This window comes from Streptomyces sp. Edi2, assembly GCF_040253635.1.
Taxonomy (GTDB): Bacteria; Actinomycetota; Actinomycetes; order Streptomycetales; family Streptomycetaceae; genus Streptomyces.
Genome location: NZ_JBEJGX010000003.1, coordinates 8,654,634 through 8,670,801, shown reverse-complemented (window position 1 = coordinate 8,670,801; position 16,168 = coordinate 8,654,634). Strand labels below are relative to the sequence as shown.

At 66.8% G+C, this 16,168-nt stretch carries 13 protein-coding genes and 2 pseudogenes; 12 read left to right on the top strand and 3 right to left on the bottom strand.

Annotated features, from left to right (window positions below):
- The first annotated feature begins 12 nt into the window (after positions 1-12).
- The 3 genes from uidA (at position 13) to ABR737_RS41455 (ending at position 3,872) form a co-directional block, all read left to right on the top strand.
- The gene (uidA, locus tag ABR737_RS41465) at positions 13-1,794 is read left to right on the top strand and encodes a beta-glucuronidase (RefSeq protein WP_350256303.1); all 1,782 of its coding nucleotides are present in this window, start codon (positions 13-15) and stop codon (positions 1,792-1,794) included.
- Positions 1,758-3,182, top strand: coding sequence for a glycoside-pentoside-hexuronide (GPH):cation symporter (locus ABR737_RS41460; protein WP_350256302.1), 1,425 nt, complete (start codon positions 1,758-1,760; stop codon positions 3,180-3,182). Before uidA ends, ABR737_RS41460 begins: the two co-directional genes overlap by 37 nt.
- 327 nt (positions 3,183-3,509) lie before the next feature.
- A complete protein-coding gene (locus tag ABR737_RS41455; protein WP_350256301.1) occupies positions 3,510-3,872 on the top strand; it encodes a UBP-type zinc finger domain-containing protein in 363 nt (120 codons plus the stop codon).
- Between the two features lie 80 nt (positions 3,873-3,952).
- Here ABR737_RS41455 and ABR737_RS41450 read toward each other — a convergent pair whose 3' ends face one another.
- Complete coding sequence (locus ABR737_RS41450) at positions 3,953-4,378, bottom strand: DUF5996 family protein (RefSeq protein ID WP_350257124.1); 426 nt, start codon at positions 4,376-4,378, stop codon at positions 3,953-3,955.
- A gap of 44 nt (positions 4,379-4,422) precedes the next feature.
- On the opposite strand from ABR737_RS41450, the gene ABR737_RS41445 reads away from it, so the two are divergent.
- The gene (locus ABR737_RS41445) at positions 4,423-6,042 is read left to right on the top strand and encodes an ISAzo13 family transposase (RefSeq protein ID WP_350256300.1); all 1,620 of its coding nucleotides are present in this window, start codon (positions 4,423-4,425) and stop codon (positions 6,040-6,042) included.
- Positions 6,043-6,056: 14 nt separating this feature from the next.
- On the opposite strand, the gene ABR737_RS41440 is transcribed toward ABR737_RS41445, so the two are convergent.
- Positions 6,057-6,317 (bottom strand): hypothetical protein, encoded by a 261-nt coding sequence (locus tag ABR737_RS41440; RefSeq protein ID WP_350256299.1) that lies wholly within the window; start codon positions 6,315-6,317, stop codon positions 6,057-6,059.
- Positions 6,318-6,755: 438 nt separating this feature from the next.
- On the opposite strand from ABR737_RS41440, the gene ABR737_RS41435 reads away from it, so the two are divergent.
- The 6 genes and pseudogenes from ABR737_RS41435 (at position 6,756) to ABR737_RS41410 (ending at position 9,893) form a co-directional block, all read left to right on the top strand.
- Complete coding sequence (locus ABR737_RS41435) at positions 6,756-7,034, top strand: DUF6343 family protein (protein ID WP_350256298.1); 279 nt, start codon at positions 6,756-6,758, stop codon at positions 7,032-7,034.
- 273 nt (positions 7,035-7,307) lie between these two features.
- Positions 7,308-7,757 (top strand): hypothetical protein, encoded by a 450-nt coding sequence (locus tag ABR737_RS41430; RefSeq protein WP_350256297.1) that lies wholly within the window; start codon positions 7,308-7,310, stop codon positions 7,755-7,757.
- 419 nt (positions 7,758-8,176) lie between these two features.
- Positions 8,177-8,446 (top strand): annotated as a pseudogene (locus ABR737_RS41425) (DUF488 domain-containing protein); the annotation flags it as partial.
- A 71-nt stretch (positions 8,447-8,517) separates the two neighbouring features.
- Complete coding sequence (locus ABR737_RS44040; protein ID WP_502964454.1) at positions 8,518-8,670, top strand: hypothetical protein; 153 nt, start codon at positions 8,518-8,520, stop codon at positions 8,668-8,670.
- A 68-nt stretch (positions 8,671-8,738) separates the two neighbouring features.
- A pseudogene (locus ABR737_RS41415) lies at positions 8,739-9,586 on the top strand (IS5 family transposase).
- Positions 9,587-9,725: 139 nt separating this feature from the next.
- Positions 9,726-9,893 carry a hypothetical protein gene (locus ABR737_RS41410; protein WP_350256296.1) on the top strand — a complete coding sequence of 56 codons (168 nt, stop codon included), beginning with the start codon at positions 9,726-9,728 and terminating at the stop codon, positions 9,891-9,893.
- A gap of 435 nt (positions 9,894-10,328) precedes the next feature.
- Here the strand turns inward: ABR737_RS41410 and ABR737_RS41405 are convergent, their stop codons facing one another.
- A complete protein-coding gene (locus ABR737_RS41405) occupies positions 10,329-12,458 on the bottom strand; it encodes an insecticidal delta-endotoxin domain-containing protein (protein ID WP_350256295.1) in 2,130 nt (709 codons plus the stop codon).
- A gap of 921 nt (positions 12,459-13,379) precedes the next feature.
- Between ABR737_RS41405 and ABR737_RS41400 the strand changes: the two genes are divergently transcribed.
- A complete protein-coding gene (locus tag ABR737_RS41400; RefSeq protein WP_502964441.1) occupies positions 13,380-14,570 on the top strand; it encodes an IS110 family RNA-guided transposase in 1,191 nt (396 codons plus the stop codon).
- 149 nt (positions 14,571-14,719) lie between these two features.
- Entirely contained in the window at positions 14,720-16,162 is a 1,443-nt protein-coding gene (locus tag ABR737_RS41395; RefSeq protein WP_350256294.1) for an NF041680 family putative transposase, read from the top strand.
- Positions 16,163-16,168: the final 6 nt, after the last annotated feature.

The window sequence follows — 16,168 nt, the reverse complement described above, 5'->3', positions numbered from 1 at the left end:
TGAGGAGTGCCTATGCTCAGGCCCCGCGATACGCCCACCCGCGAGTGCACTTCGCTCAACGGCCTGTGGCGGTTCGCCGTCGATACCGATGGTGTCGGCCGGAGCGACGGCTGGTGGCGACATACCCTGCCCGGCCGGCGGGAGGCGCCCGTACCGGCCAGCTACAACGACCTGTTCCCGGACCCGGTGGTCCACGACCATGTGGGCGACGTCTGGTATCAGCGGGTGATACGGGTTCCCAGGCGGTGGGAGGGCCAGCGGATCGTCCTGCGTTTCGACTCCGCGACGCACCGGGCGGTGGTCTGGGTCGACGACACCGAGGTCGTGGCCCACGAGGGCGGGTACACGCCGTTCGAGGCGGACCTCACCGACCTGGTCGAGCCGGGCGGCGAGCACCGGGTGACGGTCGTGGTGGACAACACCCTGTCGTGGCAGTCGATCCCGCCAGGCTTCGTCGAGCAGACGCCCGACGGCCCGCGTCAGCGCTACTTCCACGACTTCTTCAACTACGCCGGCCTGCACCGCAGCGTCTGGCTCTACACCACCCCCCGCACCTACATCGGCGACATCACCGTCTTCACCCGGCTGGCCGGAGCGACGGGCATCGTCGACTACCAGACCCAGGCGGCCGGCCACGAGGAGCATGACGTCCGCGTCGTCCTCCGCGACGCCGACGGCGCCGAGGTCGCGCGAGCCACCGGCGCCACCGGCGGCCTCACCGTCGAAGACGTGCACCCGTGGCGGCCCGGCGAGGGCTACCTCTACGAGCTCCACGCCGAACTGCGGGGCGCCGGCGATGAGCTGGCCGACGCGTACGCGCTACCGGTGGGGGTGCGGACCGTGGCGGTCGAGGGGAGCCGGTTCCTGATCAACGGAGAGCCGTTCTACTTCACCGGCTTCGGCAAGCACGAAGACAGCCCCGTACGCGGCAAGGGCCACGACGACGCCTTCATGGTCCACGACTTCGCGCTGCTGGAGTGGCTCGGCGCGAACTCCTTCCGCACCTCGCACTACCCGTACGCGGAAGAGGTGCTCGAATACGCGGACCGCCACGGCATCGTGGTCATCGGCGAAACCCCCGCCGTGGGACTCAACGCCGAACTCGGCGCCACGCTCGCCGAGGCGGTCTTCAGCACGTTCTCCGCGCACACCATCAACAGCGCCACACAGGAAACCCACCGCCAGGCGCTCGCCGAGATGATCGCCCGGGACAAAAATCATCCCAGCGTGGTGATCTGGAGCATCGCCAACGAGCCGGAGTCCACCACGACCGCCTCCCGCTCCTACTTCGAGCCCCTGGTCGACGAAGCCCGGCGGCTGGACCCCACCCGCCCGCTGGCCTTCGTCAACTTCATGAGCGCCACCCCGGACAACGACGTCATCTCCGGCCTGTTCGACGTCCTCCTGCTCAACCGCTACTACGGCTGGTACAAGGACCTGGCGAATCTCGCGGCGGCCGAGCGGAACCTCGAAGACGAGCTCCGCGCCTGGACACGCAAGCACGACAAACCGATCATCATGACCGAATACGGCGCGGACACAGTAGCGGGCCTGCGCACCATCACGCCCACCCCGTGGACCGAGGACTACCAGGCCGACGTACTCGCGATGTACCACCGCGTCTTCGACCGCGTCGAGGCAGTCGTCGGCGAGCAGATCTGGAACTTCGCCGACTTCGCCACCGCCCCCGGCCTGCTCCGTGTCGACGGCAACAAAAAGGGTGTGTTCACCCGCGACCGCAGACCCAAAACCAGTGCATGGCAGCTGCGCGAACGCTGGCGAGCACGCCGATGACCGGCCCGACGGGTGAGCGGACCCCCAAGCTGCGCACCATCCAGTACATCGGCTACGGAGCGGGGGACTTCGCGAACAACCTGGCGTTCTCGATGGCGTCGATGTTCCTGCTCCTCTACTACACCGACGTCGTGGGGATCTCCGCCACCACGGCAGGGACACTGTTCCTGGTCGTGCGGGCCTGGGACGGGATCGGTGACGTGATCGCCGGTCGCATCGTCGACCGCACCTCCACCCGATGGGGCAAATACCGCCCCTACCTGCTGTTCGCCTCCCTGCCGCTGATGCTGCTGCTCGTCGCACTCTTCTCAGTGCCGGGCGGACTCAGCGAGGGCGGCGCGCTCGTATACGCCTACATCTCCTACGCGCTGTTCTCCTTCGCCTACGGCCTGGTCAACATCCCCTACGGTTCCCTGTCCACTGCCATGACGCAGGATCCCGACGAACGCTCCAAACTCTCCAGCGCCCGAGTTCTCGCCACGAACCTGGTCATCCTGCTGCTGGCCGTGGTCGTCTCACGGCAGATCGCGACCGCCGACGACCTCCAGCAGTCTCTGACGATCATCACCCTGGGGCTGGTGGGGATCGGGATGGCGCTGTACGTGTTCACCTTCTCCACCGCCAAGGAGCAGGTGCAGCGCGACGTCGAGAAGGTCAGCCTGCGCCAGGCTTGGGACACTGTGAAACAGAACAAGCCGCTGCTCCGGCTCGGCCTGTCCAGCGTGCTGTTCCTGTGCGGCATGTTCGCCCTGGAGACCACCGCCATCTACTACGCCCGGTACGTACTCGACGACGCCGGCCTCTACGTCGTTCTTGTCGCCGTACAGGTTGTCGGCATGCTCCTGGCCACCCTGGTCATCCCCACCACGGTGACCAAGATCGGAAAGCGGACCTCCTACATCGCGGGCGGAACCATCACCGTGCTGGGCGGCATCATCACCGCCGTCGCGCCCGGATCCGTCCCCGCGATCGCCATCGTCGGATTCGGCATCATGGGCATCGGGATCGGCGCCATCAATACCCTGATCTGGGCGCTGGTCGCCGACACCGTCGAGTACGGGGAATGGAAAACCGGCGTGCGCGCCGAAGGCGCGACCTACTCGGTCCTCTCCCTCAGCCGCAAGTTCGGCCAAGCCGTTGGGGCTGCCGCCGCGGCCTACATCATCGGCCTCGGAGGCTACGAATCCGGCGCTGCCACCCAGAGCGACGGCGCTCTCACTGCGATCAGAATCGCGACCGGGGCGGTTCCGGCGTTGGTCATCCTCCCCGCGATCGCGGTCATGGTGACCTACCCCCTGACCGAGAAGAAGTTCCGTCAGATCGTCGCTGACATCGCTCAGCGCCACGCGGAACCCGGCCCAGACGAATCACGAGCCCCCCGAGTTTGAGCAGTGCTCAAGCAATGAAGGTGCCCGCCCGACGTGTCCGGCATCCGGGTGAGATGCCCCCACGCGGATGGACACACTGGCTCGCGAAAGCGCCCAAGCAGTCGCATTGTCAATGCGATCGCGTCGCATGCCCTGGCACGTCCACACAACTGTGGCCCCCGACATGCCATTGCGAGCACGCCTAAGCAGAGTGCATGCCACGAGCCGGCAGGTGAATCACGCACGGTGACGATTGGTTGGTGGATCAGTGACTGAAGCGGCCATGCACCAGTCGCTCCACGCTCCCACCAAAGCCATACAGATCTGCACAATTGTTACGATGGGTTCATGTCTGCTGGCGCGGAGCGCATCCCCGGAATCGATCTCAACGTGGGGCCGAGTGGGGAGGGGTGTGTGGAGTGCTTGGCGGGCGACGGCCCCGGATGGTGGTTCCACTTGCGGCGCTGCGCCGCCTGCGGACACATCGGATGCTGCGATTCCTCACCCTCCCGACACGCCACCGCGCACGCCCGTGATGCCGAGCACCCCATCTTGACCAGCTTCGAACCCGGAGAGAACTGGTTTTGGAATGTCGAGACCGGCACGTTCCTTGAGGGGCCGAAGCTGATGCCGCCCACCTCGCACCCGGAATCGCAGCCGGTGCCTGGCCCCAAGGACAAGCTCCCCATGGACCGGCGGCAACTGCACTGAAGGCCCCACAGTCGAACGAGAAGGTCGGACGGGTCAGCACGCCGGGGCTGACGGCTGGGCGGGCACGCGCCGAGTCGGGATCAAGCGGGCGGGGCTCCCAGGTGCTGGTCCGTTACTCCTCCAGGGCAGGCCAGCCCGGCCATGTCCCAGTTGGCGCGCCCGGCTCCGGCCCGGTAGGCGCTGTCGTAGAAGGCGAGTACGGCGGCGCGGGGGTCCGCTTCGGCGCGGGCATCGTCGTAACGGAGGACGGCCAGATGACTGCCGTCGCGCGCCACCCATCGGGCGGATCCTGGTGCGAGCGGCTCTTCGGCCAGCCCTGGGGGTTCGGGTGAGGTGTAGGAGTAGAAGGCGGGTTCGGGGAACGTGTCGTCCCCGAACCAGAAGCCGAAGCTGATCAAGGCGAAAGAGCCAGAGAACGCGCTCAGGCTCCGCCGAGTCGCCGAGAGTGCACTCTGCTCCGAGCCGGTTCGCCTCAGCGTTGAGGCGAATCTGCTAAGGGCTTGCAGGGAATCAAGATGTTGCTTCCCGGCCTGAAGCTCGTTGTTGTGGTATGCGCATCCCGGATGAGACTCGTGACCAACTCACCGTGAAGTTCGCGGTGTTGCTCCCGCATCTGGACGAGCGGCAGCGGCGGCTCTTGATGGCTGCGGAGGCCCGGGGGCTGGGGCACGGCGGTGTCCGGGCCGTAGCACAGGCCGCCGCGGTCAGCGAGACGACGGTCCGCAAGGGCGTGTTCGAACTCGAGGCGGGCGAGGAGCCCCTGGGGCGGGTGCGCCGTCCGGGCGGGGGCCGTAAACGGGTCGCGGATCTGAATCCAGGGCTGCGGCCAGCCCTGTTGGCGCTGGTCGAGCCGGATGTGCGGGGTGACCCGATGTCGCCGCTGCGGTGGACAGTGAAGTCCACCCGCACTCTTGCGCAGGAGTTGACCCGGGCCGGGCACCGCGTCAGTGCCGACACCGTCGCCGGCCTTCTGCGGGAGGAAGGCTTCAGCCTGCAGGCCAACGCCAAGACAATCGAGGGAAGCCGGCACCCGGACCGCGATGCCCAGTTCCGCTATCTCAACGAGCAGGCCCGCGAACACCGGGACGCCGGCCAGCCAGTGATCAGTGTGGACACCAAGAAGAAGGAACTCGTCGGCGACTTCAAAAACAACGGCCGGCAGTGGCGGCCCGCAGGTGACCCGGTACCGGTGCAGGTCCACGACTTCGCTGACCCGCACCTCGGCAAGGCCGTTCCCTACGGGATCTACGATCTGGCGGCGAACACCGGCTGGGTCAACGTCGGCACCGATCACGACACGGCAGCATTCGCGGTGGAATCGATCCGCCGCTGGTGGCACGGTCAGGGCCGACCCGCCTACCCGCAGGCAGTACGACTGCTGATCACCGCCGACGCGGGCGGCTCCAACGGCTACCGCACCCGGGCCTGGAAACTCGAACTGGCCCAGCTCGCCGCCGAAACGGGACTGACCATCACCGTGTGTCATCTGCCGCCCGGCACATCGAAGTGGAACAAGATCGAGCACCGGCTCTTCTCACACATCACCATGAACTGGCGGGGACGCCCGCTGACCAGCCACGAAGTCATCGTGGAAACCATCGCCGCGACCACCACCCGCACCGGACTGCGCGTGAAGGCCGGACTCGACACCAACACCTATCCCACCGGCGTCCGCATCGCTGACGCGGAAATGGCGGCCCTGCCGCTGACCCGGCACACCTTCCACGGCGACTGGAACTATGCCCTGCACCCCCGGCTCTGCCCGGCCGACCAGGCTCCGCAGACGCCGGCCCCGCAGTGGGACCAGGCCCTGCTGTCCGATCCCGCACTGACTGGGATGTCCCGGCAACAACTGGACGACCTCACAGGGACTTTGGCCCTCAACGGCGATGCCGGGCGCGGCCGCCCGCCCCGGCTCGCCTTCCCCGAACAGATCCTGGCCACCGTGCTCCATCTGCGACTCTCCTTGGCCGCGGAACCTCTCGCCGTACTGTTCGGCAGCAGCCGGACCGCGATGCACCGCACCCTCCTGAAGAACAGGAGACTGCTCAAGACACACGGCATCGTCACCCCACCCGCGACGACGCCACCCGTCGTCCTCACGACCCTCCAGGCTCGGATCCTCGCCCAGACTGGCGAGCCCAGCAACAAGATCAAAACGACGTGTTAATGATCTGCAAGCCCTTAGGCCCCCAGAGGGCCGCTCACCCCGAACGAACCATCGGCCCGCAGGACCGGGCCGAGGTTGTGCCACAGGCTCGTCCGCAGGGTGAGCCAATTGGCGGCCTTCTTCGTCGCTGCCGACGGCTTTGTCCCGCCCGGCCCCTGAAGATGGCCGCTGGGGACGTAGGGAAGTGCGAAGTCCTGGACCAGCGCGGTCCCGGTCGGCCGGTCGGTGATGCCTGGGTGGGTCAGATGCCGGGTGCGGAGACGTAGGTGAAGCATCCGGTGGTGTTGCCGCCGGGGCCTGTGACGGTGACGTGCGGTGGACTTTCCTCCCTTGAAGTGGCGGGCGTACCAGACATCGCCCCCAGGAGCTCAAACCTCCCCACCATAAATGACGGCCCCCCGGGCCTCCTTCGCATCAATGTATTGATCCACCTCGTGGCACGACCGACCGCCGAATGGGTGGCGGGCTCGAGGCCGCACAGAAGCCCCCGCCGTGTCCGCGCTCGGCGGGGCGGGGGCCGGAGAAGGTGGTCCGCGTCGTTGTCGGGACCTCGCGATCACGTGCAGTAGTTTCGGCTGTCTGGCCCGGCGCCAGGGCTCACGGCGGCAGCTAACCCTTGCTGCCCCGCTTACGGGAAATCTGCGAGGCCACCTGGCAGGCGCTGGCATCGCTGAAGACGGAACGGGACACCCGTATCTGTGAGGAGCGCAGTCATGAAGCGTCGACGCACAGGGACTGAGCCGGTAACCGCCCGCAGCCCAATGCGGTTGCGCCTTATCCTGGCTGCTGGCGCGCTAGCGGTCTTCACTGCGGCGGCGGTGCGACTGGCGATGGGAGCGCGCTCTGCCGGGCCGCGCGACTCTCCCAGTACCACCGTGCTGGTGGTACTGGCGGTGGTGTGTGGCGTTCTCGCCCTCGTCGCATTGCTAAATCTCGCGGTGATCCTGCGCCGTATGCGGCGTATGAGGAAAACGGTCGGTAGATGCTGGTGAGCAGCCGAGCTCGTGGGCGACCGACCCGTCATGCGCCGTGAGGTGGGGCCGGCGGGAGAAGGCGGTGGGTTGGCCTTGGGGCTCAGACGGTGTCGGGGTACGGCTGCGTTCCCCCTTCCACAAATCCCGGACGGTTGCATACGAGTGAAGCGTTCCAGCCGCGTGCGTGGACCAAAGCCAACCACTCGGACGTGACGGACCGGGGCGCCTCTCCTCAGGCTACGGCCGCATCTTCGGCAGGCGGGCGTGGCCGAAGCCCGGCAGGCTGGGGGTATGAGCGAGAAGCGCGGTGTGGACAAGGGTGGCGAGCGGGTGACTGGCCTGGGGATGTGTGACCTGTGCGCTATGCCGATCCCTGCGGCAACGCAGGTCTACAGCCTGGTCGCTGATTCTTCCTTCCTCCACCCTTACGACCCGGACCGGGACGGCCTGCGCCGGCTGGCAGCCTGCGGCTCCGAACACCTCAGCGAGCTCCAGCAGCAGTACCGCCAGCGTCCCTTTGTCAAGGAAGAGCTGTGGGCGGGCAAGATCGCCCGTGCCCTGCGCACGCAGCCGGACCTTAACGAGGGCGAGCTCGCCGACGTAACGGGCCTGAACTACATCCAGATCGAGCGCAGCCTGACATGGGAGAGTGAACGCTTCCTGCGGGAACAGACCTCGCCGAACGAGCGCGAAGGGCCAGCAGGAGCAGCCGGTACGCAGAACACGGAAGAGCCGAACTGAACCCCTGCCGCCCTCTCTGCAGCGCCGCGGCCGGCGGGCCGAGGCCGGGCACCGGCGTCGCCCAGCACTCCGACTCCCTATATGACCGGCGTTTGACCAGGGCTACCTCCTCCCGCCAGGCGACCAGGCAGGCACGGTAGGTGCTACGGCGGCGTCCAGCTTGCTCAGGTGGTGAATCCGCGGTGCGGTCGCGGTCGGGAAGTGCTGGGCCTCCGGGGTGGCGGGGCCGGTGTCGCGCACACCTTTCTTCCGCGGGCTGCGGGCTGCGGGCTGCGGGCGCGGGTGTCGGCCTCGGGTCTCCGGTCGGCCCACCCGGCGATAAAATTGGGTGAGCCGAACACATCCGCTCCCACAGGTGACGTCACCGCTGTCCACCGGTCCGGGGCCGGGAGCGGCCGATCGATCTGAAGGGTGCCGTCATGGCCGAACAGATCACCTATCGCCGAGTCTATGAAGAGACCTCGCCCAAGGACGGCAAGCGGGTACTCGTCGACCGGGTCTGGCCGCGGGGTATGCGTAAGGAGGATGCGCACCTCGACGAGTGGCTACGTGACGTCGCCCCGTCGAGCGAACTGCGCAAGTGGTACGGCCATGAACCCAGCCGCTTCACAGAATTCCGTCGCCCCAGCCAGGCCAGAGCGGGGCTTGCCGCCCTGCGGGACGAGGCCGCCGCCAAGGCTGGCCACCGCTGATATGGACCAGGGCGGACGGCTATCAGCTCGGTGCCGAACGCGCCGCGCTGGAGGCATACGAACGGCAGGTGGTCAGGGAAAAGCTGACCGAGTTCCGCCGGTTCATCACCGGCACTGTCGCTCCGCATGCCGCCGCCCACCCGAACGACAAGTGGGTCAAGCACATCGTCGCCCAGCTCAACTCCATCGAATCCACCCTCGACCTCATCGCCAGTGCCTGACCGTTCCTTGGGGGGGCCGACCGGCTTTGCCGGTCGGCCCCCGCAGCAGGTCACCCGCGGAGGAGAAGATGCGTCGCCCCCGCTATCCCTCGGACACCTCGAACGCCGAGTGGGCCTTGATCGAACCGCTGTTGCCGCCGCCGGCCTGCGAGACCTCACACGGCGGCCGGCCGGAGAAACATCCCCGACGCGAGATCGTGGATGCGATCCGCTATGTCGTTGACACCGGTTGCAAATGGAGGGCTCTACCTGCGGATTTCCCGCCCTGGCGCACAGTTTGGGGCTTCATGGCCCGCTGGGCCGCCTGCGGTGTCATCGGCCAGATCCGCGACCAGCTCGCCGGCCGGATCCGCCGGGAGATGGGCAAAGGGCTCCGGGCGGTTGCCACCATCATCGACTCGCAGTCGGTGAAGGCAGCCTCGACCGTCGGCAAGGACAGTCGAGGTTACGACGCGGGCAAGAAGATCAATGGCCGCAAGCGGCATCTCGTGGTCGACACCCGCGGCCTGCCGCTGATGGTGATGGTCACCCCCGCCGACCTGCACGACTCCGCCGCGGCGAAGGAAGTCCTCTTCCGACTCCGCCTGATGCACCCGGAAATCACCATCGTCTGGGCCGACCGGGCCTATGCGGGCAAGCTCGTGACCTGGGCCAAACGCCAGCTCAACCTGACGATCAAGACCGTCAGCCGGCCGAAGGACACCTCCGGCTTCGTCGTGCTGCCCCGCCGCTGGGTCGTCGAACGGAGCCTGGTCTGGATGATGAACGCCCGCCGCCATGCCCGTGATTACGAGCGGCTCATCCAGCCTCCGAGACCCTGATCACCTGGGCCGCCATCACCCTCATGACCAGGCGCCTGGCCCGGAAAGGCGCCACCCCCAACTGGCCGAGGAAACAAGCGCCGACCGACGGCTGACCGCCTTCCTTACTGCTCTTCTCCCGGCGGTTGCAGTGCCGGGCCGGGCCGGTTCGCATCACGGCCACGCGGCTCTCGTTGAGCAGGACACAGCACGCCAGCGCGAGGCTCGGAGAACCATGACGCCGGAGATCTTGAGATGACCGAATGCGAGGGCCCCCGCTGTGAGGGGGTCAGGGATCTGCTCATGCACCTGCTGGCGGCGCATCCACTGGTCACGCGGGTCGGGGCGATCACGAAGTATCGGGGAGACGCCGCGCTCGCGGTGGAGATCGGTGGCGTCGACTTCGAAGTCCTCGTCGAATAGCGAATCGCGTCGACGATTTCGCGTCGGGGTGGTTCACCGTCGGTGCGGCCGACTGGGGCCTGCACGCCACGGTGCACCGTGACCCCGTGACCGGCGTCGTCATCGCGGAGATTCGGACCATCGCACCGCATCGCTGGTAGCCGGCAGCAGGAGGCCCCGGGCTTGAAGGCCCGGGGCCTGGTGGGGCGGGGAACGGTATAAGGCTGTTCTGGTGGTGCTCCTGGCCCGTCTTGGGCAGTGGGGCCGTGGCGAGCGCTACGAGCCGGGGCATACGCGAGCCGGCCCCAGACGAGGCGACGGCAGCGCCGCAGCCCGCACGAGCGCAGCACCGACGCAGCCCCGTCCAGTGTCCTTCCGGGGGCATGCGATCGTTCACGCCTGCGGGGCCTGGCGCCCGCCACGCCGTGGCCCCTGCCAGACACCGGGTGCCTCACCTCAGGGGTTTGTTGTGTGGGTGGTGTCCTCTGCGGACCAGGTGTTGTTGATGGGGATGCCGTTGATGCGGGGTATGTCGGCTTGGATGTGGATCTTGCGGAGGTCGGTGGTCGTGGTGTCGGCTTCTCCGGTCAGGGTGAAGGTGAAGGATTCCCCCGGTTTGATGTCCTTCTTGGCAGACCACGGTGCGGTCCGGAGCTCGACGAGCAGTCCGCGGTCGACCGGCCGTGCGGTGATCACCTCGGGCGTGACCGGGTCACCGGTGACGTTCACCAGGCTGCCGAGCCCCTTGGGGAGAAGGAAGGACAGGTGCCAGCCCGCTTCGATGGCCCTGCCATTGCCGGGGTTGGACACCGTGACAGTGGCCTCGAAGTATCCGACGTCCTTCCGACGCGTTTCCAGGTCGAAGCTCGGCCTGGTGCTGCCGAATGTTCGCCGGGTGGAAACGACAGGACGGAAGGCCCACCTCATGCGCGGGTTCTTCGGCTCGAAGGGCCATGTGTCCATGAGCCAGCCATCCTCAGTTGCCACCAGACAACCGCCGTTGTCTTTCCTGAAGATGGCGTACGTATCGTCTTCCTGCCGCACCCATTTGAACGGCGTGCCGGAAAGGTTCATGCGCACGGAGTGCTGGGGTGATACCCGCATGAACCCCGACGCCGCCTGGTTCCGCAGCAGTCCGCCGTCCGTGAGGTGCCAGGAAGCCATCTTGGAGTCGGAGTCGCGGCTCAAGAGGACGTACGCGTTCTGCTTTGCGGATTGCGGTACGAGGTAGCGGCCGTCGTGTACGGATTGCAGCAGGTACGCGTGCCCCGCAACCGGGTCCGCCGACGGCCGGTAGGGCATGGCCCCCGTGCGGAATCCGAATGCCATCCACTCGATGGTGTCTTTCCCGAAGCCCCACTCGTGATACTTTCCGCCACGAATGTCGGACAGGAAGTAGCCAGGAGCGAAGAATTCTAAGTTGTTCGGGGGGTTATTGACGGTGAGGGAAGGGTCGCCGATCCATCCGGGAGGCGCCTTCTCTTTGTCGTCCTTGGTGGCCCCGACGCCGAACGCGAGCCCGAGCACACCGAACTCGACAGAGGCAGGCCAGCCGTAGCCCCACAGATGCCTGATGCTTCTGTCACCCGACTCGACTGGATGGGCCTTGCCGGTGTCGGTCTTGCCGACCGTGAGGGCCGGCCCGTCGGGCCCGCTGGCCCACGGCTGCCAGCGCGCGCCAGTCACACGGCGGCTTGTGTACACGGTGAGGTCCCGGACGGACGTGGTGCCTCCGGGATGCGGGCGCGCGGTAGCGGGTATGCCCCCGGTAATCCTTCCGAACGGGCCCACGTAGACCACCCAGTCCAGATTGACGTCGTGCCCGTTCGGGTACTTGACGACGTCGACGAACTCCCAGGCGGTGTGCTGGGCGTACCCGTTCATGACCATGCCGCGTTCGTACGACATCCGCTCCACATCGGAGCCACACTCGCCGTAGCCCCGCTCGTACGTCTTCTTGGCCCGCCGCATGTAGGACGCGTCACCGGCGGGTCCGGCGAGCTTGGCGAGTTTCGCCTTGTAATGGTCCACGGTCGAGGACTCGAAACCCCACTCCTGCCCGTGCAGTGCCATGTCGCGCAGCAAGATCAGGTGCAGATGCACCACCTGCACGAACAGCGGCAGGAGGGGAACCGGGTCCAGCACTTCACCAGGGGCGCCGGTGGGCTCAAACCGGGGGACCGCCTTGGCGATCTCGGTCTCGGTCGCTAGCCACTTGCTCCGGATGGCGGAAGGGTCTTGGCCGAGCTGCGCGAGATCGCTGTAGTCTCCCGCGACATCGCGGATGCCCCTCAGATCCCCCTGCAGCTCATCGAAGTAGGCCTGGTTGATCTCACCATGCACGAACTCTTTGACCTTGTCACGGAGCTCGCTCCAAACGTCCGGCCCGGGGAAGAGAATGTCCAGGACCGTCCCCATGGCTAAACCGGTGACCAGCCCTATGCCCGGAACCAGCCCCGCTATGGCGGACATGACTGATTTCATCCCGCCGATCGCGATCTGCGAGTAGTCCTCGGGCAGTTCCACTGACCGCGGTGCCCCCGCCGCATCGTCGACACCACCGGCGTCGAACTCTCCCTCATCCATAGCCACTCCTATCCACTCCTCTCACTCACAGGGGCCGGGCGAACCGCTCCCCGGTGAAAGGCAATCAGATCACCGCTGGCTGAGGGGGTAATCCAGCCAGCGAAGACGGCAAGGAAGGTGCCTTCATGAAGGACGGCTCTCCGAGCCGCCCCTCCTGGGACGGGGCGAAAGGGGGCCAACGGAATCGGGGCGCGGATGCCCTGGTAGTGGGTGTGGCCGACAAGACAGGGCGCGAATCGGGGGCTCTCGAAGCACCCGTTGCCCGGCCTCAGAACCTGCGAAAAACGGCTGTGACCTGTGGTGATGGGGGGCCATTCGTCTACGGTGTTTCCGTGACGCCGTTCCGCGACGCCTGTCTCTGCCGACAGGCCCGCACTCTGCACCGTGGCGAGCAGTAGACGCCGACCTCGATCGTTCGACCCCCAGCGTCCACGACCGGCCGCAGACTGGGCACTCGGCCTGGTCGCCACGCTGCATGGCGATCACACGCTGACGGGTCCGCTGGAGCCTCCGCCACCACCGTGACCTGCAACGACCCGAGCAGAACACCGCTTCCGCCGCCATTGTCGACGGAAGCGGATCACCGCACTCCCAGCAGTACCGCCGACCCAACCCGCCAGACGCCACATCCCAGATCATCCAGCCGGGCAGACCTCACGACCCGAGTTCAAAAACACGCTCTCAGCTTGTCCTACCTTCCAAGCGTGGGTCTGAGGCGGTCATTCGTAAGATCGTCGGGCCCGGGGGTTCTGGGTATGGCTGTGAGCTTGTCGCCGTTGGATGGCTCAAAGAACTTGGCCGCCCGGAGCCCCGCGACGACTCGACCGCTAATTGGGATACGCGACTTGATCGCTGTGTAGGACAACGTCGGCGAGGTCGTCTGCGGGATCGATCTGTAGCGACGAGCTGGCGGAGGTGACCGTGCCCCAGATCTGGGCCGGAGTGGACATCGGCAAGGAACACCACCACTGTGTGGTGCTCGATGAGCGAGGAGACCGCCTCCTCTCTCGCCGCGTCCTCAACGATGAGTCGGCCCTGCTGGAGCTGATCTCAGACGTCCTCGCACTGTCCGAGGACACCTTGTGGGCGGTGGACATCAACCACGGTGGTGCCGCTCTGCTCATCGGCCTCCTGCTCAGCCACGATCAGCCGATGGTTTACATCACCGGCTTGGCCGTGCATCAGGCCTCGACCGCCTACCGCGGCCAGGGCAAGACGGACGAGAAGGACGCCTTCGTCATCGCCGACCAGGCCCGCATGCGCCAAGACCTCGGCTTCCTTCGCCCTGGCGATGAGATAGCCGTTGACCTGCGTACTCTGACAGCTCGACGCCTGGATCTGGTCAACGATCGGACCCGCCAGACCAACCGACTGCGTGCCCAACTGCTGGAGTTTTTCCCGGCTTTGGAGCGTGCACTGAATCTGAGCAAGAAGGGCCCGGTCGTCCTGCTGACCGGTTACCAGGTGCCGGCATCGATACGCCGCAGCGGAACCAAGCGGATCGGAACCTGGCTGAAGAACCGCAAGGTGAAGAACGCTGCAACGCTCGCCGAAACCATCGTTGAGGCGGCCAAGTGCCAGCACACCGCGCTTCCCGGTGAGACGCTCGCGGCCGCCATGGTGGCCCGGATCGCCAAAGGTGTATTGGTCATTGATGAGGAGATCGCCGAACTCGACGCGCTCATCGAGGCCCGCTTCCACGAGCACCGTCACGCCGCCGTAATCCGCAGTCTGCCCGGCATGGGCGCCCTTCTCGGCGCCGAGTTCATCGCCGCCACCGGCGGAGACATGGACGCTTTTGGCACGGCCGACCGCCTGGCCTCCTTCGCCGGCCTATCACCCGTGCCACGGGACTCCGGCCGCGTCAGCGGGAACATGCGCCGTCCGCGCCGCTATCACCGCGGCCTACTCCGAGCCTTCTACCTTTCCGCCATGGCCAGCCTGAGAACCTGCACCGCCTCGCAGGCCTACTACGGACGTAAGCGGAACGAGGGGAAGGGGCACAAACAGGCCTTGCTCGCTCTGGCCCGTCGACGAGCCAACGTCTTGTGGGCCATGATCCGCGACGGAGCGTGTTATGAGGTACTACCAACCGTCACGGCAGCCGCTTGACATCGTCATTGGGAAGTTCTTTATCTTCCGGCCTCGAACGATGTCTCGAACTGACTCGCTCACCTGGGGATTCACCGGACGTGGGGGCGGCCTTCGTCTGATCATGTGCTCCGACCAAGGTGCACGTGAACACGACGAAGGCCGTGAGGGTGAGTTTGCTGCCTGATGCTGTCCGGAGGGAAGCGTTCGCGGAAGCGTCACGCTTCCGGGGAGAGTTCTACGAGTGCCTGACCGCCCGGCGTGACGAGTTGTTCGAGCTGGTGGACGGGGTGCTGTGTGCGGACGGTGCAGTGAAGTCCCCTGTGGACTTGACGCTGTTGCCCGAGCATCGACGTGGGCACGGAGCGATGTACGGCGGCTTGAACCACGGCCGGATCGACGTCGATCGGCTGCGGACGGTGCTGGCTGGCCTGTCGTTGCCGCGTTTCGACGGCGGGCGCCTGGTCCTGGCGGTCGATGTGTCGCCGTGGCTTCGTTCGGACGCGCCGTGTTCGGCGGAGAGGCTGTTCTGCCACGTCTACGGCCGTGCGAAGACGGCGTCGCAGTTCATTCCGGGCTGGCCCTACTCCTTCGTGGCCGCGCTGGAGCCAGGCGCCACGTCCTGGACCGCGATCCTGGACGCGGTCCGGCTCGGCCCGGCGGACGACGCGACCGCGGTCACCGCCGCTCAGCTCCGAGGAGTCGTTGAACGGCTCATCACCGCCAGCCAGTGGCAGGCCGGGGACCCGGACATCGTGGTCGTCAGCGATGCCGGCTACGACGTCACCCGCCTGGCCTGGGTCCTGCGTGATCTGCCGGTCGAGCTGGTCGGCCGGGTCCGCTCCGACCGCGTCATGCGGCTGCCGAAACCACCGAGGATGCACGGCGTCAACGGCCGGCCACCCAAGCACGGCCCGGAATTCCGCTTCACCAAGCCGGAGACCTGGCCCGAGCCCGCGATCACCACGGTCACGGACACCATCAACTACGGCAAGGCCGAGACCCAGGCATGGGACCGGGCCCACCCCCGGCTCACCCACCGTTCCTCATGGCTTGATTATGATGGTGAACTTCCCTTGGTGGAAGGGACGTTGATGCGGTTGAAAGTCGAGCATCTGTCGAAGGACCGGGATGCCCCGCCGGTGTGGTTGTGGTCTTCGAAGACCGGCGCCACCCCGGACGATGTGGACCGTTTCTGGCAGGCATTTCTCCGCCGCTTCGATCTGGAGCACACGTTCCGCTTCGCGAAGCAGACCCTCGGATGGACCACCCCGAAACTCCGTACTCCCGAGGCGGCGGACCGCTGGACCTGGATTCTGATCGTCGCTCACACCCAGCTCCGGCTCACCCGGCCCCTCGCCGCGGACCTCCGCAGGCCCTGGGAGAAACCCACCACCTCCGACCGGCTCACCCCGGCCCGGGTCCGCCGGGGGTTCAGGAACATCCGCGCTCACCTTGCCTGCCCGACCCGTGTTCCCAAACCCCGAGGAGCCGGCCCCGGCCGACCACCCGGCGCCAAGAACAAACACCGGGCACCCCGCTACGACGTCGGCAAGACCGTCAAACGCCCCGAGACCCTCAAGGCCATCGGCAAGCCTGGAAGATCTTGGTAGATAAAG